Annotated in this window: 18 protein-coding genes; 8 read left to right on the top strand and 10 right to left on the bottom strand. The window is 56.1% G+C overall.

The window, feature by feature from the left end; all coding sequences use genetic code 11:
- Positions 1-151: 151 nt before the first annotated feature.
- The 3 genes from JMJ16_RS17325 (at position 152) to JMJ16_RS17315 (ending at position 2797) form a co-directional block, all read left to right on the top strand.
- Positions 152-1117, top strand: coding sequence for a S1C family serine protease (locus tag JMJ16_RS17325; protein ID WP_201383484.1), 966 nt, complete (start codon positions 152-154; stop codon positions 1115-1117).
- Between the two features lie 247 nt (positions 1118-1364).
- Entirely contained in the window at positions 1365-1670 is a 306-nt protein-coding gene (locus tag JMJ16_RS17320) for a hypothetical protein (protein WP_201376422.1), read from the top strand.
- Between the two features lie 122 nt (positions 1671-1792).
- Entirely contained in the window at positions 1793-2797 is a 1005-nt protein-coding gene (locus JMJ16_RS17315; protein WP_201383482.1) for a nitronate monooxygenase family protein, read from the top strand.
- 77 nt (positions 2798-2874) lie between these two features.
- Here the strand turns inward: JMJ16_RS17315 and JMJ16_RS17310 are convergent, their stop codons facing one another.
- Positions 2875-4335, bottom strand: a complete 1461-nt coding sequence (locus tag JMJ16_RS17310) for an acetate--CoA ligase family protein (protein ID WP_201383480.1) — start codon at positions 4333-4335, stop codon at positions 2875-2877.
- On the bottom strand, positions 4332-5312 hold the full coding sequence (locus JMJ16_RS17305) for a PAC2 family protein (RefSeq protein ID WP_201383478.1): 981 nt from the start codon (positions 5310-5312) through the stop codon (positions 4332-4334). The genes JMJ16_RS17310 and JMJ16_RS17305 overlap by 4 nt, the downstream gene beginning before the upstream one ends.
- A gap of 196 nt (positions 5313-5508) precedes the next feature.
- Between JMJ16_RS17305 and JMJ16_RS17300 the strand changes: the two genes are divergently transcribed.
- Together JMJ16_RS17300 and JMJ16_RS17295 are read left to right on the top strand one after the other, a co-directional pair.
- Complete coding sequence (locus JMJ16_RS17300; protein WP_201383476.1) at positions 5509-6459, top strand: RluA family pseudouridine synthase; 951 nt, start codon at positions 5509-5511, stop codon at positions 6457-6459.
- A gap of 135 nt (positions 6460-6594) precedes the next feature.
- Positions 6595-7155 (top strand): hypothetical protein, encoded by a 561-nt coding sequence (locus JMJ16_RS17295; protein WP_201383474.1) that lies wholly within the window; start codon positions 6595-6597, stop codon positions 7153-7155.
- Positions 7156-7297: 142 nt separating this feature from the next.
- Here JMJ16_RS17295 and JMJ16_RS17290 read toward each other — a convergent pair whose 3' ends face one another.
- From JMJ16_RS17290 to JMJ16_RS17275, 4 genes are all read right to left on the bottom strand, one after another.
- Positions 7298-8392 carry a DUF4349 domain-containing protein gene (locus JMJ16_RS17290; RefSeq protein ID WP_201383472.1) on the bottom strand — a complete coding sequence of 365 codons (1095 nt, stop codon included), beginning with the start codon at positions 8390-8392 and terminating at the stop codon, positions 7298-7300.
- A 309-nt stretch (positions 8393-8701) separates the two neighbouring features.
- Complete coding sequence (locus JMJ16_RS17285) at positions 8702-9574, bottom strand: carbohydrate ABC transporter permease (protein WP_201383470.1); 873 nt, start codon at positions 9572-9574, stop codon at positions 8702-8704.
- Positions 9567-10517, bottom strand: a complete 951-nt coding sequence (locus JMJ16_RS17280) for a carbohydrate ABC transporter permease (protein ID WP_201383468.1) — start codon at positions 10515-10517, stop codon at positions 9567-9569. Before JMJ16_RS17280 ends, JMJ16_RS17285 begins: the two co-directional genes overlap by 8 nt.
- A 30-nt stretch (positions 10518-10547) precedes the next feature.
- A complete protein-coding gene (locus tag JMJ16_RS17275) occupies positions 10548-11906 on the bottom strand; it encodes an extracellular solute-binding protein (protein ID WP_201383466.1) in 1359 nt (452 codons plus the stop codon).
- A 437-nt stretch (positions 11907-12343) separates the two neighbouring features.
- Between JMJ16_RS17275 and JMJ16_RS17270 the strand changes: the two genes are divergently transcribed.
- On the top strand, positions 12344-13405 hold the full coding sequence (locus JMJ16_RS17270; RefSeq protein WP_201383464.1) for a LacI family DNA-binding transcriptional regulator: 1062 nt from the start codon (positions 12344-12346) through the stop codon (positions 13403-13405).
- A 23-nt stretch (positions 13406-13428) separates the two neighbouring features.
- Here the strand turns inward: JMJ16_RS17270 and JMJ16_RS17265 are convergent, their stop codons facing one another.
- From JMJ16_RS17265 to JMJ16_RS17255, 3 genes are read right to left on the bottom strand one after another with little or no spacing between them, the layout of a single operon-like run.
- Positions 13429-14787: a D-arabinono-1,4-lactone oxidase gene (locus JMJ16_RS17265; protein ID WP_201383462.1), complete on the bottom strand. Its 1359-nt coding sequence runs from the start codon at positions 14785-14787 to the stop codon at positions 13429-13431.
- Between the two features lie 23 nt (positions 14788-14810).
- Entirely contained in the window at positions 14811-15506 is a 696-nt protein-coding gene (locus JMJ16_RS17260; RefSeq protein ID WP_201383460.1) for a hypothetical protein, read from the bottom strand.
- Positions 15419-16084 carry an alanine racemase gene (locus JMJ16_RS17255; RefSeq protein WP_201383458.1) on the bottom strand — a complete coding sequence of 222 codons (666 nt, stop codon included), beginning with the start codon at positions 16082-16084 and terminating at the stop codon, positions 15419-15421. Before JMJ16_RS17255 ends, JMJ16_RS17260 begins: the two co-directional genes overlap by 88 nt.
- 187 nt (positions 16085-16271) lie before the next feature.
- Here JMJ16_RS17255 and JMJ16_RS17250 point away from each other — a divergent pair, with 187 nt between their 5' ends.
- Positions 16272-16769, top strand: a complete 498-nt coding sequence (locus tag JMJ16_RS17250) for a DUF6789 family protein (protein ID WP_201383456.1) — start codon at positions 16272-16274, stop codon at positions 16767-16769.
- Here the strand turns inward: JMJ16_RS17250 and JMJ16_RS17245 are convergent.
- The gene (locus JMJ16_RS17245; RefSeq protein ID WP_201376408.1) at positions 16766-17236 is read right to left on the bottom strand and encodes an NUDIX domain-containing protein; all 471 of its coding nucleotides are present in this window, start codon (positions 17234-17236) and stop codon (positions 16766-16768) included. The genes JMJ16_RS17250 and JMJ16_RS17245 overlap by 4 nt on opposite strands.
- A gap of 701 nt (positions 17237-17937) precedes the next feature.
- On the opposite strand from JMJ16_RS17245, the gene JMJ16_RS17240 reads away from it, so the two are divergent.
- Positions 17938-19245, top strand: a complete 1308-nt coding sequence (locus JMJ16_RS17240; protein ID WP_201383454.1) for an extracellular solute-binding protein — start codon at positions 17938-17940, stop codon at positions 19243-19245.
- Positions 19246-19358 lie beyond the last annotated feature (113 nt).

Below are 19358 nucleotides of genomic sequence, written 5' to 3'. Positions count from 1 at the left end.
GTTGCCCTATCGATCACGCCACTCCCCAGAGAATACCTATCCCTTGATACTCTGGTCTCAGCAGTTGTGATATAATAGCTATCAAATTTATTGAGTTGTAGCCTCGCACATACGTAGCATGATCGGGTTCCACGAGAAAGCACGATGTGATATGAGTACGTTTGAAAAAGATGCCCTGGCGCTAGATGCCTATTCGCACGCGGTCACGACGGCGGCTGAGCGGGTTGGACCTGCGGTTGTACGTATCGATGTCGAGCATGCCACGCGCCGTTCTCGCTCCTATGGCTATCCGCCAGAGTTGCGGGGAGGAATCGGCTCAGGCTTCATTTTTGCTTCTGATGGACAAATTTTAACCAACGCCCATGTCGTCGAGGGGGCGCGCCATATCAAGGTAACCCTGGCGGATGGGCGAACCTTCGATGCAGGCTTAATGGGAAGCGATCCCGCTGTCGATGTCGCGGTTCTGCGTATCGGAGCTGAGCGCTTGCCAGTGGCCGAGCTCGGCCATTCGCCCCTGCGGGTTGGTCAGCTGGTGATTGCAGTGGGCAATCCCTATGGCTTAAACTGGACGGTCACCGCGGGCGTGGTCAGCGCTCTGGGACGTACCTTGCAGGCTCCAGGCACTCCCAAGATGACCAACCTGATTCAGACAGATACCTCCATCAATCCCGGCAATTCTGGAGGTCCCCTGGTAGACAGCCTGGGGCACGTGGTTGGGATTACGACGGCTATGATGCCGATGGCCCAGGGCCTGGGCTTCTCGGTTCCGCTAGATACAGTCAAGAGTGTGGTGGCAAAGATCGCCACCCAGCGCTCCGCCAGGCCCGAGGGTGTCTCGCTTGGCGTGGGCGGGATGCGTGTCACGCTTGAGGAGTCGCTGCGCCAGCGTTTACAGCTTCAGCAGCGCTGGGGCATGGAGATTCTTGAGCTTCGCTCCCAGAGCCCGGCGGACCAGGCTCAGCTCAAGCGCCTGGACGTTATCCTCTCAGCCGATGAAGAGCCTGTAACCGAGCCTCGGGACTTGCAGCGTATCGTGCGAACCCACAAAGCTGGCGAAAAGGTCACTATTGGATTTCTGCGTGGAGGAACACAGCGGAAAGTGACAGTGGTTTTGTAGGATTGGTATGGGAAAGAGACGTTGATAGGCTTGTAGAGCGCCAGCTTTATTGAATGTGACGCGAAAAGTTACGCTTTTCTGACAAAATCATTACGAAATGCCTCCATTGAAGAAAAATGGAGGCATTTCTTTTTTTAGCACCTTGTGTAGTACGCGTCTAGGTAATTGAAAGTGCGAACAACCACGCAAGTGGAGTAGTAAACAGACTGGTATGTTCAGGCAGACCCAAAAAAGGGACGGTGTAACTATGCAAGCAATGGTCGGTTTGATCGCTCTAATCTTCTTCGTTGCCCTTGTCGTAGGCGGTGTGTTTGTAAATGTGTTCCTGTATACCAGAGGTGTGGTCAGTTCGCGCAGCCGCATGGGCGAACTTGCCACGGTGACCCTGAGCCAGGAGGCCAGCACCGAGGCCGAAGACCTCTTCTATCTGGGTATTGGAATGCATGACGAGACCATGAATAATTATATGCGTAAAACTCTGGTCGCCTTTGGCGCAGCCATCCTGGTGGTAAGTCTGCTCGGGGCGGCGGCCTTCAATCTGGTCATGCACTAAGCAAGCTTTACAGAACATGAAGAGGGAGACAATTGAAACAACGGCCTGGAATGTGATACAACATTCCAGGCACGTTTTATTTCTGCATCTAATTTGGTAAAAAGAAAGTGAGTACGCCAGCGATGTCGTCACTTCCAGAACGTATACAAACGCGTTTTACCGAACTGGTGGGTATTCGTTATCCCATTGTGCAAGGAGGGCTGGCCCATCTCTCCTTTGCCGAGCTTGCGGCGGCGGTCTCTAATGCAGGTGGACTGGGGCAGATTGGCTGCGCCTGCTTTAAGACTCCCGATGAATTGCGCGCGAATATTCAGCAGGCGAAGCGTTTGACGGAGCAGCCCTTCGGCGTCAATTTTCCTATCGGTCACATTCCCCTGGGCGAGTTTCTGGATGTCACCCTTGAGGAAGGTCCGGCCGTCATTAGCATCACGGGCGGCAATCCCGAGTCACTCTTAAAGCGTATTCAGCAGAGCGGCGTACCTGTGAAGACGATGGTATTAGTCGCGGGAGTGCGTGCGGCGCGCAAGGCCGAAGCTCTAGGCGCGGATGCCGTCATTGCTGTAGGCTTTGAGGGCGGTGGTCACCTGGGACGTGACGATATCGGAACAATGGTGCTCACGCCGCGCGTGGTGGACGCGGTCAGCATCCCCGTCCTGGCCAGCGGAGGCATCGCCGATGGGCGGGGCCTCGTCGCGGCCCTGGCCCTGGGCGCGGAAGGCATTGAACTGGGGACGCGTTTTGTCGCGGTACAGGAGAGTAACGCCCATCCCGCCTATCAGCAGGCGCTGGTCGAGGCGCAAGAGACGGATACCGTGGTGGTTGAGCGCGCCATCGGGCGCCCGGCGCGTGTGCTAAAAGGGAAGGCCGCCGAGCAGATCCTGGCGCTTGAAGCTGAGATGGAGCAGGAGCAGCTCGCGCCGCCGGAGCGCCTGGCTCGCCTGCTTCCCTACATCCAGGGGCGGGTAAATACGCGTGCCTCCCTGGAGGGCGAGCTCGACGAAGGCTTCGTCTGGGGTGGCCAGGTTGCGGGCCTGATACAGGATATCCCCTCGACCCAGGAACTCATCGAGCGTATCGTCAGAGAAGCCACCACCATTAGCCGTGGCTTCTCTGAAAAATTCTTATAGCGTGAGAAAAGGGGTGTGGGCGGCAAACGGCATTGCCGTTTGCCGCCCACACCCCTTTTCTCACGCTATAAGCTCTATTAACGAATGGATGCCTGTGAGGCTGGAGCCGTGCTCTCCTGTTTGGCCAGGAACTGGCCGACTTCGGAGAGGGCGGCCATGGCGCGACAGGTGATCTCGACCGATTCGTAGTAGGGGACGCCCTCTTCGCGCAGGATGCGTAGCGCGGGGATATCGTGGCGTGCATAGATGGTCTGAACCAGTATGGGTTTGCCATACTGGCGTACGAGGTCGCCAAGGGCGCGGGCCGCGGCCTCTTCGCGTGGGCCAAAGTCCTCTGAGAGGAGCCAGCGGTAGCCACCGAAGAGTCCCGTAATGATCACGCCATCGACATCGGGATCTTTGACACAGACCTCGGCCAGGTGGGCGAAGGAGAGGGGATCCTCATCGGCGGCGCCCGCGACGTCTACGGGATTCGTCGAGGTCGCACGGCTGGGCATAAGCGCGCGGAGGGCTGCCTGCGTCTCGGCTTTGAGGACGGGAACCTCCAGGCCGGCGCGGATCACGGCGTCGCCAGAAGCGACCGAGCTGCCGCCGCCATCGCCAATGATCGCGATGCGTCGACCGCCCTGAGGGGTTGTTGGCTGGAGCGCGAGGGCCTGGGCCACGGGGAAGAGTTCGTCTGAGCGCAGGACGCGTACGACGCCGCTGGCGAAGAGGCTGGTATCGCTATCTGGGCGAACGCGAGCCTGGGAGCCCGTATGGGCCAGCGAGGCGCGCACACCCACCTCTGTCGCGCCGCTGAGCAGGATCACGGCAGGTTTGTAATGGCCACGCGCATGCATATCTCTGGTGACCTGGCGCAGGGTCTCCTCTTCGATGGACTCAACATAGCCAGCGATCACACTGGTCTCTGGATCATCGGCCAGGTACTGCATGCATTCCGGGAAGGAGACATCGACGGAGTTGCCGACGCTCAAGAAGGTGGTAAAGCCGCAGCCATCCAGGTGCGCTTGGGCGTAGAAATACATTCCCAGGTTGCCGCTCTGCGAGACCAGGCCGATGGGGCCTTCGGGAAGCGGGAAGACCATTCCCAACGCGTTGAGTTTGGAGCGACGCACATAGAGACCCATGCAGTTGCTGCCGATGATACGAATGCCATGCTCGCGGCAGCGGGCCACAAGGTCTTGCTCCAGGGCGCGCCCCTCAGGACCCGTCTCGCTAAAGCCAGCGGTGATCAGGACAATACCTTTCACGCCTTTAGCGATACAATCCTCAATGGAACTGGGAACGTGTGGGAACGAGGTCGCAATCACGGCCAGGTCTACCTGTCCGGGGACATCACGCAGGCTGGGATAGGTGGGGCGTCCCAGGATCTCGGACACGGTCGGGTTGATGAGGTAGACCTCACCAGCAAATCCCCCTTCGATCAACTGGCGCGCGGCGACATGCCCCCACTTCTGGGGGGAACGCGAGGCGCCCAGAATCGCGACTGAGCGTGGTTGCAATACCTCTTCGAGGCTATGAAGCTCTTTATTCATTCTACATCTTTCTCGTCATCATCAGAGTGATAGGGAAGGCCCTGATGCTCCCGTTCCATCCGTAACATGGCCTCAATATTCTCGATCAAAACATCTGCGCTTGGCAGAGGGGTTGACTGCTCTTCGCGGTGGGAATCCGCCTCATCCTCGTCTTCCTCCTCCAGTTCAATTTCAATCTCGATCTCGTTCTCTAGCTCATCCAACTGCTCTTCAAGCTGGCGAATGTACTCGCCGGCCTCTGGATTGCGCGCTACCATGGCATCAATGCGGGAACTAAAGCGCCTGGCTTCAGCCTGGATCTCATCGAGGTCCAGGTCTAGAGATAGGTAGCCGTTGAGCGTGGTGAGTAGGGCAGACGAGACCATGATATTGGGGGTAGTCGCCAGGTAGTGGGGGGCAGCGGCCCAGAACATCGTGGTCGGTATTTGTGCCTGGTGGCAGACTTCATGGAGCACGCTGAGAATCCCGGTGGGACCCTCATATCCAGAGGTAGGGAGCGTCATCTCTTCCAGGCGTGAAAGTGTTGCGGGATCGTACGAAGCCCCCGTGATGGGGACCGCGAGCGAGTGGGGGACATCTGAGAGCATCGACCCAAACAAGATCACCTCAGAGGCGCGAAAGTTCCTACAGACCTTTAAGAAGCTCTGCGCAAAGGTATTCCATTTGAGTTGTGGCTCGGTTCCCAGAAATAGGATAATATCGCGCTCTAGATCGGGTGCGCTATAGGCCAGGAATTCATTGTTGGGCCACACAATCACGCGTTTATCGTCGTCGGTAATCTTGACTGTTGGCCGCGTTTCTGTAAAGATGAAGAAGTCTTCGCTATCTATCTCGGCAATTTTCTCGGATGACCAGCGGTCAGCGAGATATTGAATGGCATGCGTCGCCGACTCTGCGGCATCGTTCCAGCCCCGGAACGCGGCGATTACCAGGGGATCTCGTAGGGTTGGCTGGGCATGATAGTGCAACTGTGACATTCAAAAAACCTCTCTACCTGCCTGTGTAAATGCTCCTTAAGCAAATATTTGTTATCATTCTACCATTCTTGCGGCTTGTGGCAAATATGGTAGTAGAGATATGCCACCTCTTTTTTGTGCGAGGGAAAAATTTTATGTGCTCCGTCCTGCGGGTGAGCCTGATAGGACCATTGTCCAGTTGAAAGGATTATTGACGTTGGCGACTTCAATCCCTATACTGCCTAACATGGAAGAGATGGGCATTACTATTCTTTATCAAGACCATTATCTCCTGATCGTCAATAAACCGGCAGGCATAGTCATTCACCCCACTTACAAGCATACTGATGGCGGTACGATGTGGGATGCTCTGCTGCGTCACCTGGCAGCGCAGGAGCCCGAGCAGTGGAATCCACCAGAACTCGCGGATGATCCCGCCTGGGCGCGTGCCCCTCTGGAGATCCAGAATATGCTGCGCGAGCGGCGGCGTGCCCAATTCCTGCAAGAAGAAGGCCTGCTCCCACGCCCCTGCCTGGTGCATCGCCTGGACAAAGATACCTCAGGCGTGGTGGCCCTGGCACGCACGGAGAGTTCGCGCACGCATCTGGTTCATCAATTTCATGATCATACCATAGTCAAAAGCTACCTGGCGGTCGTCGAGCCAGGTTCGCCAGATTGGACACGGCCACGCGCTCCCCTGAGTGTCGCTTTCCCTCACAATGGGCAGGTGCTCGTACACTTCCCTACCTCTTTCATTCAGGCGCTTGCGCCCGGCACCGAATTTTTGATCGATGGCCCCCTCTGGCGCGACCCTGATGATCGCCGGCGCTGTGTCGTAATTGAGGGCGGACAGGAGGCGCGTACCCAGGTACGTGTGCTGGCGCATGAGGCGTCGCGCTCGCTGCTCGAAGTCCGACCAGTGACAGGTCGCACGCACCAGATCCGGGCGCACCTGGCGGCCTTAGGCCAGGCTATCGTGGGTGATCCGGTATATCGCGAATCCCAGCCCTCTGATCTCGTGCTTGGTCGCCAGTTTCTGCACGCGCGCAGTCTGACGCTACGCCATTATGTTGACAATCGTGTCATGACCTTTACCGCCCCTTTGACGGTGGACCTGCTGACCTGGTTAGAACACTACTTCCCGGCTGCCCAGCCCCATGTTGTATAGTGAAGGATACATACCAGTTGTAGGGCCCAAGCTCGCTTGGACTCCGAGCGCAGCGGCTCCCCCACATACAGGTATCGGCCTGCGGGCCGGGCGAGTCCAAGCGAGCTTGGACCCTACAACGCAAAAGAGGATACGATGATGGCAGCTTCAACACCATACCCCGCGAATAGTGGCTCGCTTGCCGGAGCGAGCGAACAGGAAAAGAAAAAACGTCTCGATGCGATGGTGGCGCTCTGGCAGAGCGATACCCAGCGTCGCCTTGCGCGTGATGGATATACTCCCTTCATCTCTGCTATGGGCCTGGATGAGTATCGCTACTCGGTCTGGCTGCGCTTCCCTGAGTGGGAGCGTTCGGTGGTTGTTGGACAGGTTGTGACCCTGCGACCCGCCGAGGGGAGCGAGGAGCCCCAGCCCGCGCTCTTTAGCGCCTGGCGCCAGGACCCCTTGCTCAAAAGCATGCCAGATTGGAAGCAGCACCTCCCTAAAGAGACTGTCTTCAACCTTAATGTCAGGATCACACCAGGTTCCCTGGGCGAGGGCAGCAAGTGGGCGATCATCATGCCCCGCGACATGGTCGCGCGTTACCGACCCGGCTGGCCGACACAGCAGGAATGGGTCGCCTGGACACGCTCCTTCGACTGGCTCTCAGTAAGCGTCGGCTTCATCCGTACGATGCTAGATACCCTGGAGCAATGAGAGTCAGAGAAATCTCCTCCATCCTCGGGGCACACGGCCTGGCAGCTGTCGAGATTTAGGTGAAGAGGTCTGAAAAAGTAGCCGCGTACGCCAGCAGCGGACCCGCTACTGGCGTACGCGGCTACTTTTTCTTGCCCGGAGGCTAGCTGATTGGTAGCTCCTCTTCGTTGACTACAGGCTGAGCTTCTTCTTCTTCCGCCTGTTCGCCAGCATCCACATGCGCAACTGGTTCTTCCTCTTTAGGGTGTACTGTCTCTGGTACAGGTTGCTGCGTGTGTACTGTCGCTGCTGGTGGTGGCGTAGAGAGTCTTTGTGGTCTGTAGTTCGTCACCTGTCTCCCTCTGCGCCAGCGCCTGTAGAGCCAGATGAGGATCAGGGTCGGGATAATATAGATGCTGAAGGCCAGCAGCCAGATGAGGATCGAGACCAGGAATTGGAAGAAGTGGAGCGAGGCCTGGAAGGCATCGTGTGCGATCTGACCGGCGTTCCAACTATTGCCGCTGGAGGCCGTAGGCGTAGCGGAGCCATCTCCTGGAGGTTGAATCGTGATCGAAATGGGATAGAAGGTGGTCTGGTCGCTCAGAGCATTGAGGTGTCCTTCTGCCTGTTCGATCTGCCCCTCGACATCCGACAACTGCGAATTAATGCTCAAGACATCCGACATTGATTGGGCATTCTTCATCAAATCCTGTAGGCGCTGCTGCTCGACGCGCAGATTCTTGAGGCGTGACTGCGTATCAATGTAGTCATTGGTGGCGTTCTGCACCGACTCATTCAGGCTAAGCAGGCGCCCGTTGTGCTTGGCAGGATAATCTACCAGGTAGCGCTGAATCTGGGTATAGTCGCTGGCCTGCACGGAGAAGGTAATGGTAATCGTATACGTATCTCCGTTTAGTTGGTATTGCATACCCGAAGAGGAGGCACGTGTATCAGTGCTCGTGATCCAGTTTTGTAGATCATTGGCGGTACTGTTTGTGTCTTTGGCCTCCATGGTGACGTTTAGTTGCTTAATCAGGTACTGTGGCGTGTAGTTTGTCGGCGCATTGGATGGGGAGGACCCACTGGAGTTAGACGATCCACTCGCGTTGTTAGAGCTAACTGATTTGGACGTACTAGCATTGTAACTAGCTGTGCTGCTGCTACCAGTATTGCTGGCGCTCGCACCTCCACAGCCTACAAGGAAGATGGTCAGTAATAGGCAGAGCAGGCCTCGTAGCTGGTTTCCCCGGCCCTTCATAATTGCGGCTCCTTTTTTAGACATAAAAATACAACAACCGTACGTGCGGACAATGGTATGCATTGTGTGGCGGTCTCAAGACAGCCAGTATAGAGATGATGTGTCTAGCTTTAATTCTCTTCTAAGAGACGTCAGAGGCGCGTGTTTTGTTCCTGGGAGGTTTGCATGTTGTGCTAGATATAATACGCATTTTGCGTTAAATTTTTCACAATATACACATAAAAGGGATAGGCGCGTGGTACTGGCATTTGCCAGTACCACGCGCCTATCCCTTTTACCCTTGAGCGCCGCAGGTGCGAGAGCGGGCGTTTAGCCTTTGAGGCCTGTTCCAGCCACGCCCTGAATAATCTGGCGCTGGAAGAACAGGAAGACGATTAGGACTGGTAGGCCGCCCGCGACCGCCGAGGCCATGATCTGCGCGTAGCGGACGCCATAGGAGGTCTGGACCGTCGCCAGGCCGACTGGCAGCGTCATCATGTCAACACCAGTGGCGACGATGAAGGGCCAGAGGAAGTTGTTCCAGATACCGATAAAGGTAATGATCGCCACCGCCGAGATCGCGGTGCGCGCCAGAGGCATCCAGATCTGCCAGTAGACGCGGAAGCGACTGGCTCCGTCAACGATAGCGGCCTCCTCCAGTTCCTGTGGGATGTTATCAAAGAACTGCTTGAAGATGAATACCGCCAGGGGAGAGGCAATCTGTGGCAGGATAATGCCCCAGTAGGTGTTGACGAGATTCATCTGCTGCATCTCGGTGAAGAGGGGCACAATCAGGATCTGACCGGGGACCATCAAGCCAGCGAGAATGATCCAGAAGAGGGGACCCCGGGCGCGAAAACGAATGCGCGAGAGACCAAACGCGGCCAGGCTCGCCAGGATAATGACCAGTACCGTGGCGATCAACGCCGTTAACGCGCTATTAAAGTACCAGCGGAAGATATCCGCTGTACTGAAGACGTTGTGGTAGGCGTCGCCTGTGAAGTGCGAGGCCAGCCAGCTTACAGGCACTGTAGTGGTCTCTGCCTCTGGTTTCAGCGAGGTATCGACCGCCCAGAGCAGGGGAATGATCCACAGCAGTGCCATGATCGTCAGCAAGACAAGCGCGAGCGTGCGCGAAAGCGAGAAACGTTTCCTGGGTTCTGCCTGCCCCCGAGTCGACAGGTTGGATACCAGACTACTCATTACCTTTTGCCTCCCTACGATACAGTACGACAAACTGGATGGCTGTTACGACGAGTACAACGATAAAGAAGAGATACGACATCGCCGATGCGAATCCAACGCGGAAGGAGGTGAAGGCCGAATCGTAGATGTATTCCAGCATGGGGCGGGTCATAAAGTTTGGACCGCCACCCGTGAGCAGGGCTGCCTGCGCGTAGAGCTGGAGCGAGCCAATGGCCTGGAGGATAATCACGGTAACCGTCGTATTCTTCAGGAGTGGAACGGTAATGCTAAAAAGCTTCGAGCTGGAGTTTGCGCCATCAATTGAGGCCGCTTCATAGATCTCCTGGGGAATCTGTTGTAGACCCGCCAGGTAGAGCAGGAAGTTAAAACCAAGCGTCCACCAGACCGTCACAATCACGACCGAGAGCATCGCCACATTGGGGTCACTCAGCCAGGCGACCTCTTTGAATCCAAAGGCCGTGATCATGCTATTGAGCAGGCCAAAGCCAGGCTGGTAGAGCCAGTTCCAGATCAGGACCACCACCGAGACCGGCAGGATATATGGAGCAAAGAAGGCCAGGCGGAAGAGCCAGCGCGCCGGGATGGCCATATTCGCCAGCAAAGCCAGGCCCAGGCTCAGTACCACCAGGATAGGAGTGCTAATGATGGTAAAGAGGAAGGTGTTTCCCAGGGCACCCCAGAAGTTGGCGTCGCCCAGGGCCTCAGCATAGTTGCTCAAGCCCATGAACACATCGGTGCCCGTGCCCGCCAGGCTCCAGTTAAAGAAGCTCATGCGGAAGCCGAGAATGACGGGCCAGATGAGAAAGATGGCGTAAGCCAGCAGGAATGGAAGGACAAAAGCAAAGCCGGTTAGTTCATTGCGCCAGCGAGCCTGCCTTCTGGCCTGCTGCGCCTTCTGAAGACGCTCGGCAGGCTGTTGTTCAAGCAAAATTTCTGACATGACGAATCCTCTCTGTGCTGTAGAGCGTCCTTAAAACGGTTTGGGCGTTTGCAACTGCTTGAGCATGGCTGCGCGGAACTGCTGAATGCCCTGTTTGGGCGTCTTCTGCTGCGTGATGACCGACTGGAACGCCGCGCCCGCCTGGTTTTCCAGCTCAGAGGCCGCTCCAGCAAACCAGACCGGGGGATCGTACACCACGTTTGAGGCTTCGGCCGCGTAGTGCGACTGAGGTACGAGCTGTTTATATTCGCTGCTGGTGGCTACGGGCAGATACGTCGGAATGTGTCCACCCTGTGCCCAGATATAGCTACTCTTGAGAAGCTCGCTGACAAATTTAATGCTCATTGCGCGCCGTTCTGGATCAACCGTCCCCTGGCGTGGCAGGACGAGAGAGTGCGAGTCGGCCCAGGTCTGCTGGCTACCAAAGACATTAGGGAAGAGTGTCATGTCGAATTTCATCTTCTGCGTCTGGAAGGTCGTGACCTCCCACTCACCATTCCAGTGGAAGCCTGCCTTCCCGCCGCTGAAGAGCGCGACAGCTCCCGGGTAATCGATATTGGTGCTGCCTACCTCTTTGGCGAGCTTCGAGATATAGGCCAGGACCTGCTCTGCCTTGTCATCTTCAAAGGTCAGTTGCGTGCCATCTGCTGAGAAATACTGCCCATTGAGCTGAGCATAAAGGGCGCAGAAGACGCGCCAGCAGGTGGAGGGATCACCCACACCCATGGCGAGGCCCAGGCCGCCTGAGGCTTTTTTGGCTTCACTAAAGGCATTGAGAACGTCGTCCTCGCCCTTGAATTCCAGGAGCTTGCCGTTGCTGTCAAGTAGCCCCGCCTTCTGGCAGACGTCCGTGCTGTAGTACATCACCAGCGGGTGGGTATCAAGAGGAACGGCGTACAGTTTGCCGTTGTAATGCGCCTTCTGCCAGACGGGGTCCACGAAATTATCCTGTGTGATGCCGTTGGTGGAGAGGGCGGAGGTATCGAACGGCTCAAGCAGGCCGCTTCCCGCATACATTGGTAGGCGCGACATATGCAGAATACCCACATCGGGTGGGCGTCCGCCCGCCGCCGCCATCGCAAGCTTGGTGTAGTAGGGGGTTCCCCAGGAGAGGGTGACCGCTTCCAGGTCAACCTCGGGGTGGTTATGCTGGAACTGTTGCACCATCTCAAGCATGCGCTCGCCGTCACCGCCACCCAGGAGGTGCCAGTAGGTAATGTGTGTTTTGCCCGCGCTAAAGGCGGTTGTGCCACAAGAGCTGAGAATTCCAGCCAGGGCCGTGGTTCCCAGACCGAGAGCGGCCGCGCGCCCGAGGAAGCCTCGACGGCTAATGCGCGACGCCTGTTCCGGTTCAGAACCCGTCGTAAATGTACGCTGCTCAGAGACCATTGAGTGATCCTTCCTTTGTGTGATACTCCTCTGAAAAAGCTGTGTCAGCGCCACACGGTTACAAGCATGGCAGGCCTCTCTGTAACTTACACTCCCAGTTGAATCTGCGTGAATAGGATCGAGGATATAAGCAGGTGATTGACGTTGTAATTGCATATGAGCAACAATAAAAGGCCGGAAGAAGAGACTGTCACCAGCGTTGGTACCTCGGCACCGCTAAAAATCTACGTTGATCCGTGAATTCGCCTGTCAGATTTCTTGTAACTCCACTTTTTACAACGTTGTAATCGCGATTACAACGTTGTAAAGAACTGTACCATATAAAATTTACCATTGTCAATATATTTTGACGTTTGCATTGACGATCATAAATTTTTCATGGTATAGTTGTTTGACGTTGTATTTCATGGAGTTCTGGGAAAAGGAATAAGAAACACGTGCCAACGACGCTCAAAGATGTCGCATTACGCGCTGGAGTTTCTATAAAAACGGTTTCCAATGTGATTCATGGGCGGGTGTATGTCACTGATGAGAAGCGCGAGCGGGTTGAAGAGGCGCTCAAGGAGCTAAACTACCAGCCCAACCTCTCGGCACGCTATCTGCGCAAGGGACGTGTGGGTGTGATTGGCCTGGCTATCCCTGAACTCTTAAACCCCTATTTTGCAGAGGTCAGCAATACTATTATCTTGGCTGCGGGGCGCCAGGCGTATACCGTCCTGGTGGATACGACTGGGGGGGAACGCGCCAATGAGCGGATGGTCATCAATGGATGGCGCCCGCAGCTCTTAGATGGGGTGATCTTAAGTCCCCTGGCGCTTGAGCAGGAGGATCTGCAACCTGGCCTGGTTGAGACGCCTGTGGTGCTGCTGGGCGAGCGCTTCCTCGATGTCCCCCATGATCACGTGGCGATTGATAACGTTGCCGCGGCTTATGAAGCCACCTGCCACCTCTTGCGCCTGGGTTACAGGCGTATTGCCGCTATTGGTCTGCGCATCGATATCCCCGACCAGACGGAAACGTCCAAACTACGCCTGCGTGGCTACCTGCAAGCCTTACAGGAGGCGGGCATCGCCTCTGATAGGCAACTGATTACCACAACCGAAGCCTTTTATGATCGCGAGAGTGGCTATAGCGCTATACGCCGTCTGTTCGCTGACGACGTAGCTGTGGATGCCATTTTTTGCTTCAATGACTTGATGGCGCTGGGAGCCCTACGTGCCCTCTATGACATGGGGTTGCGCGTGCCCGAGGATGTCGCGGTCATCGGCTTTGATGATATCGAGGAGGGGCGCTATGCCTTTCCAGCGCTGACGACCATCTCGCCCGATAAGAAACTGATTGGTGAGACGGCGGTCGATTTCCTGCTGGGGCGTATCGAGGGTACACGTGATGTACCACCAGAGCGTGTGTATATCCCTTTCCGGCTCATTGAGCGTGAAAGCACAATGGGGCGTGCGGGGAGAGGGGCGCGGAGGGATGTACTGAAAGATCATGCATGACCTTTCAGTACATCCCTCCGCTCTTAAACGGATGCCGGTAGCACGCCAAACAGGACACGTAGGTAGTCGTTGAGGAAGAGTCCCTGGGGATCAAGCTGCGCCCGGATACGTTTGAAGTCCTCCCAGCGAGGGTAGAGGCTCGCTAGCTGCTCCGCTGTGAGGGTGTGCATCTTGCCCCAATGGGGGCGCCCCTGGTAGTGCTGGTAAATTTCCTCGACGGCCTGGAAATAGTCTTTGTAGCGCATCCCCCGATACATATGCACGGCGATATAGGCGGAATCACGCTGGTAGGCTGGGCTGAGCCAGATATCATCGCCCTGCACAAAGCGGCATTCGATGGGGAAATGGACCTCAAAGTTGTGCTTCTCGATGCAACGCCGGACCTCGGTGAGGACGGTGGTGAAGTGCTCGGCGGGAATGTTGTATTCCATCTCCTGGAAGCGCACCCAGCGCGGGGTGGCAAAGATCAAATGACTGTAGTCAACTTCGTCTACGGGGGAGATACCCATAGCGGAGATGCGGCTAATAGTAGGTGTCAGACGAGGGAAGAGGCGACAGGCCTCCGAGAGCAGCCAGTAGAGGCCATTCTCCAGCGCAACCTGGTTAATCGTGCTCCAGAGACTTCCAGCGTTGGGCGCGGCCTCCGTTTCATTGGCAAACTTGGTCTGAACCCACTTTGTATGTGGGAGCCAGTAAAATTCGAAGTGGCTATTCTCCTGTTTGTAGCTCTCCAGGTGCTCCAGGCAGCTTTCAAGAGATTCACGATGACTGCGGTAGTGCAGGCGCTTGCTGGGAACGGTGCGCAATTTGACGTGTGTGAGAATGCCCAGGCTGCCCAGCGAAACCTGCGCGGCCTTAAAAATATCAGGGCGCTCTTCAGGTGAGCATTCTAGCTCTTCTCCCTGCGCGGTCAGCAGGGTCAGGCCAACGACCTGCGTCGCGATGGTGCCAAACTGAATACCAGTACCGTGCGTACCCGTGCTGATGGCGCCTGCAATGCTTTGCACGTCGATATCACCCAGGTTCTCCTGAGCTAAACCATGTTCGTGTAGCAATTTGCCCAGCGTGCTTAGCTTGGTGCCTGCACGTACAGTGACTATGTCCTGTTGCTCGTCCACTTTCTCGACATGCTCGATCCCCTGCCAGTTGTCCAACGAAATAAGCGTATCATTAGTCTGTACGAGGGGCGTGAAGGAGTGCCCCGCACCGACGACGCGCACCTGTCCACCTGCTGTGCCTGCCTGGAGGACAAGCTTACGCAGCTCCTCTATCGTGCTTGGGCGCGCGAAGTTCTGGGGGGTGCAGGCAACCGAACCCGACCAGTTGCGCCAGTTACGCGCGCTTCCCGTGCTGGGTGGGGCCATCAAACTCTTCTGGCTCATATCTATTCCCTCTTACAACTCGTTTATAAAAAGCATTTGCCGTCGCCGCGATAGGTGGTTACCTCGTCGATGATGGTGCCGGACTGCACCAGCAGCAGGTGCGTAAAGCGTTCGCAGACCTCTCCCGCCTTAGCGTGGCGCATAAAGATGGGGTCTCCTGGGTGAAGGGCGAGCGCTCCCTTATAGTGAACAGGTGTCTGTACCTCGCCCGCGCCCTCCATGGGGTCCAGCCTGGCTCCCTCGGGCAGATAGGGCTGAGGTTGTTTATCGAGTCCGACCGCGCCGGAGGCCGTGTAGCCCCCTCCCTGGCAGGTATAGATCTGGGGCTGAGGTCGGCGGACAATCTCGATGGCGTAGCCAAGCGCGGGCTGATAGCGAAACGCCTGGTAGTTATCAAAGAGGGTGGGGGAGTAGAAGCCTGAGCCAACCGTTATTTCGGTGACTGCTGTCTCTGTGCGGGTAGTGTGTACACTCCCGGTCCCGCCGCCATTGACGACGCGTAGTGGAAGTCCCGCCTCCTCTTGAATGTAGCGCACGATCTCTGCTCGCCTGCGTGCAATGTCTGGGAGCGAGCGCCGTTTGAGCAGGCGGACGAGGGTATTTTTTGCGCGCTGACCTGCGAAGGCGTCGCCTACTCCCGCGATCTGTGCCTCGTAGCCCATGATGCCATCGAGCAAGACATGCTCTGAGCCCTGGATATGCTCAACCAGTGGACGCACATCCGCGACGGTGCGCAGGGGTGAGCGCCAGACGCCGAAGTGCAGCCCCGGCAGGGGAGAGACATATCAATATCCAGGCAGAGCGGCAGGCGTACGGCGAATTGCTGCGCGACGCGCTCCGCCTGCGCGATCTGCTCCAGGCTATCGACCATCAAAACGGCGCGTTTCCCCTGAGCATTGACGCGGGCAATCTCGGCGAGATCCTCCTCGTTCCAGGTGGGATAGCCCAGCAGCAGGTCATCGAAGCCCTGTTCCGCCAGGAAGGCCGCCTCACGCGCGGTAAAGCACATAATGCCCTGAAAGCATGCATTGGCCTCCAGGATATGGCGCAGGATAGTGGTGCTGCGGATAGACTTTGATGCCAGGCGAATATGCTTCCCTCCCGCCTGGGCGGCGATGCGCTCGACGTTCTGCTGTAAGAGGTCAAGATCCACAAAGGCGAAGGGCTTTCTCCGCGCTTTAAAGATCTCGCGGTAATACTCATAGCGCGCATCAAGCTGCTCTGGAGGATGGGAAGAGACGGATGATGCAGAGCCCGTTTGTGCTGTAGTCAAAAATACTTCTTTGTGTGTAGACATGGCAGCATCCTTTATGCAGGCAAAAATAAGAGGTCCTGTTTGGATAACTTGCCCCTGAGTGTAGCATCTAGAAATGCGCAGCGTCAAGCAAGCATAATAAACGAGTTAGCCACGAATTCGCGCGCTCTAACGTGTGAAAGGAAAAGGGCTCGCAGAAGGATGGAGCCGTTCAAGAAGGAGAGATGCTATGTCTACACGTGCGCGTGAGGCCGATGCCCAGGAGTATCCATTGTGGATCAAGGATGCCGTTGCCGGGTGTGTAGCGACCGCGCCCATGACGCTGTTTATGCTGCTTACACAACGCTTCTTGCCGCATGGGCAGCGCTACGATCTGCCACCCGAGATTATCATACAAGACCTGGCGCGGCGAGCGCACCTCCATTGGCGGCTCAGCAAGCGCCAGATCTTGCTGGCGACGCTTGTATCTCATTTCGGCTATGGAACTGCTATGGGCCTGTTCTATAGACCTGTCGAGCGCTATATGTCCGGACCGTCACTGGCGAAGGGAGGCAGCTTTGGCCTGCTTGTCTGGACCGCAAGCTACCTTGGACTCCTGCCCGCGCTGGGACTGGTAGAGTCAGCCTACCGCGAACCCGGACGGCGTAACCTGATGATGATCGCCGCTCACCTGGTCTGGGGGAGCGCGACGGGCTTGCTTGCGTCCCTGTTTGCCAACCGACGCTAGGAGAAGTAGGGTTGTGTGCGTTGCTCAAGAAAGTGATGGATGCGCAGGCGAATAGAGGGATGCATGCTCAGATACTCTATCTCGCAGGGGAAGAAGAACGCGACCTCGAATGACTCCGCGCTGACGCGTAACTTGCCACCAAGGAGCATACAGGCAAAGCAGACCGAGAACTGTTGTCTGACCTCCCCATCGCTAAAGGCAATGATGTGGCGCGGATCTGAGTAGATACCCACAATCCGCTCTGGTTGGACATGTAAGCCCGTCTCTTCCCGTACCTCGCGTACTACTGTCTTGCCAATAGACTCGCCTGGCTCCATTGCGCCGCCGGGCAGTGCCCAGAGATTATTATCGCTGCGCCGATGGAGTAAAATGCGGCCCTGCTGATCACAGATAATCGCTGATGCCGCGGGCACCAGGCTATTGGGTCTGGGGGCTTGAGGATCATTGTAATAATCGATGCGTGCCATTGCTCCATGCCTACTTCATATAATCACCTGCAGTTGCTATTGTAGCATAGGAATGATGGTATATGCTGCTCTGTTCTCCCGTATAGGAAGAAAATAGTGGTCTATGCTTGTGTACTCTACCTTTGCCGCTTATTGGCACCTCATTGAGAGTGACCTGCCAGGTAACACTTCTACTTAAGTTCAGGTCCATATTGCATACGCTGTATTATTAATGTTAAAATAAACCCATGCACTTTCCCAATTGCAAATGTTCTTTCGCACTCCTGGCGTTGTGAGTAAGAAGAAGCCTCACTTTTTGCAAGTGATCATGTTGTATATATATTTATATATGCGCACAAATTCTCTCTCTCCCTTTGCCAGGCGATCTCTCTTAGTATCTTCTCCTCCTGTCTCTGCACCCTTCAATAGCTTCGCCTACCACCTGTTATTTTTTACGCATGAGGTGAGCATGTTTGTCTATCGAACATAACTGATACTGGAGAACGCGGGCGCTGCTGCCTGTGCACATCGCGTGCGAGTTGCGTGGAGGCTCGTTGGAGCGCCTACCTGGAGGGAAAGGGTTTGTTAAAGGTTAACGCATGTGACATGCAGAGCGCTAGGTGTTGGCCTATAGTGTAAGGCTCAACCTGCCGGTTCGTGTACCTGCACATCATCTCTCATGAATACGGCTGCCTGGGCCTGATAAGATGAGGAGTAAAAGGATGAGTAGCTCGATTACGCGTCGTCAATTGCTTGTTGAGGGCAGCAAAGTTGCTGTAAGTGCCAGTGTGCTGAGCGCACTGCTCGCCGCGTGTGGGGGGGATTCGGGTTCGGGGAATCAAACAAGTGACGTTTCCTTACGCTATTGGGTGCTTGGCTATTCGCCCAATGGTGGTAACCAGACGGGTAAACTGACCGATGCCGCGGTCGCCGCCTATAAAAAGGCTCACAAGAACCTGAAGGGGGTGACGATTACAGGTTATACGGGTGATCAGAGTGGCTTCACTAAGCTAACACAAGCGGTGCAGGGGGGCAGTACCGTGGATGTATTTCGCCTGCCATCCGATGTCCTGCCAACCCTGGTGCGTGCGGGGTCGGTCGCGCCAATCGATGACTTTCTCACGGCGGACGATAAGAGCGATATCGCCTCTAATCTTCTTGACGCGGTCTCGACCGACGGTAAACGCTACTCCTGGCCGCTCTGGGTGCCGCCTGTGGGCATGTATCTCAACCTGGATATTTTTAAAGAGCGAGGCGTCGATGTTCCCAAGGATGATTGGACCTATGAGGAGTTTGTGGATATCGCCAAACGCCTCACCTTCAAACGCTCCAATGGCCAGCAGGTATATGGCTATAGCGGCGTCATTGACGCCGGCGTCGTCAATACCTGGCCCTTTATTATGGGTGATGGGGCCTATCCGCTGAGCAAAGATAACAAACAGTATACCTTTAATACCCCTGAAGGCGTGAGTGGTCTGCAAAAGCTGATGGACCTGGCGCTGAAGTATAAGGTCACGCCTCCTGACTTTGGTACGCAAACCACCACTGACATGGTCACTGGCTTTAGCCAGAAGAAGAACTACGCGATGTATAGTGAGCCCAGTGGTTCCTCCGCGACCTATAAAGCCCTGGGGATGAACTTTACAGTCAAGTCGATGCCCATTGGCATGAGCGGCAAACCACTCACGACCGGAGGCATTGGCCTGATCTCGGTGACGAACCTGCAGGATGATAATAAGCTTAAGGCCGCCATGGACCTGGCGCGCTACCTGACAAGCTCGCAGGTGGGTCACGATATTACTGGCTACTACCTGGCGCCTGGCGCGCGTAAATCGGTCGACGTGAGCGATCCTATCGCTCTGTTCAAGCCGTTTGTGCCTTATACCTATATTACCCCGATCATCGCGCAGTGGCCGCAGATTCGCACGATCCTGCACGATCAGATTCAGAAGGCGGTCCTGGGCAAGGTCTCAGCCAAAGACGCGCTCAACAATCCCGCCAGCGAGGTCAATTCACTGCTCAACGGCTAAACACTTTACAAGTTGATGGTATGGTGCAGGTGGACAGCCATTGGCCGTCCACCTGCACCATACCATCAACTGAAGCCAGCGCCGCAGGCGCACGGCTTCAGGCACATCACTCG

This window comes from Ktedonobacter sp. SOSP1-52 (assembly GCF_016587395.1).
Note: the sequence above shows the minus strand (reverse complement) of the source record. Positions and strands in the feature narration are given on the sequence as shown.

What these genes read in the sequence shown, in the direction of transcription:
- JMJ16_RS17325 (WP_201383484.1), top strand. Translation starts at nt 152, where the DNA reads ATGAGTACGTTTGAAAAAGATGCCCTGGCGCTAGATGCCTATTCGCAC.
- JMJ16_RS17320 (WP_201376422.1), top strand. Translation starts at nt 1,365, where the DNA reads ATGCAAGCAATGGTCGGTTTGATCGCTCTAATCTTCTTCGTTGCCCTT.
- JMJ16_RS17315 (WP_201383482.1), top strand. Translation starts at nt 1,793, where the DNA reads ATGTCGTCACTTCCAGAACGTATACAAACGCGTTTTACCGAACTGGTG.
- JMJ16_RS17310 (WP_201383480.1), bottom strand. Translation starts at nt 4,335, where the DNA reads ATGAATAAAGAGCTTCATAGCCTCGAAGAGGTATTGCAACCACGCTCA.
- JMJ16_RS17305 (WP_201383478.1), bottom strand. Translation starts at nt 5,312, where the DNA reads ATGTCACAGTTGCACTATCATGCCCAGCCAACCCTACGAGATCCCCTG.
- JMJ16_RS17295 (WP_201383474.1), top strand. Translation starts at nt 6,595, where the DNA reads ATGATGGCAGCTTCAACACCATACCCCGCGAATAGTGGCTCGCTTGCC.
- JMJ16_RS17290 (WP_201383472.1), bottom strand. Translation starts at nt 8,392, where the DNA reads ATGAAGGGCCGGGGAAACCAGCTACGAGGCCTGCTCTGCCTATTACTG.
- JMJ16_RS17285 (WP_201383470.1), bottom strand. Translation starts at nt 9,574, where the DNA reads ATGAGTAGTCTGGTATCCAACCTGTCGACTCGGGGGCAGGCAGAACCC.
- JMJ16_RS17280 (WP_201383468.1), bottom strand. Translation starts at nt 10,517, where the DNA reads ATGTCAGAAATTTTGCTTGAACAACAGCCTGCCGAGCGTCTTCAGAAG.
- JMJ16_RS17275 (WP_201383466.1), bottom strand. Translation starts at nt 11,906, where the DNA reads ATGGTCTCTGAGCAGCGTACATTTACGACGGGTTCTGAACCGGAACAG.
- JMJ16_RS17265 (WP_201383462.1), bottom strand. Translation starts at nt 14,787, where the DNA reads ATGAGCCAGAAGAGTTTGATGGCCCCACCCAGCACGGGAAGCGCGCGT.
- JMJ16_RS17255 (WP_201383458.1), bottom strand. Translation starts at nt 16,084, where the DNA reads ATGTCTACACACAAAGAAGTATTTTTGACTACAGCACAAACGGGCTCT.
- JMJ16_RS17250 (WP_201383456.1), top strand. Translation starts at nt 16,272, where the DNA reads ATGTCTACACGTGCGCGTGAGGCCGATGCCCAGGAGTATCCATTGTGG.
- JMJ16_RS17245 (WP_201376408.1), bottom strand. Translation starts at nt 17,236, where the DNA reads ATGGCACGCATCGATTATTACAATGATCCTCAAGCCCCCAGACCCAAT.
- JMJ16_RS17240 (WP_201383454.1), top strand. Translation starts at nt 17,938, where the DNA reads ATGAGTAGCTCGATTACGCGTCGTCAATTGCTTGTTGAGGGCAGCAAA.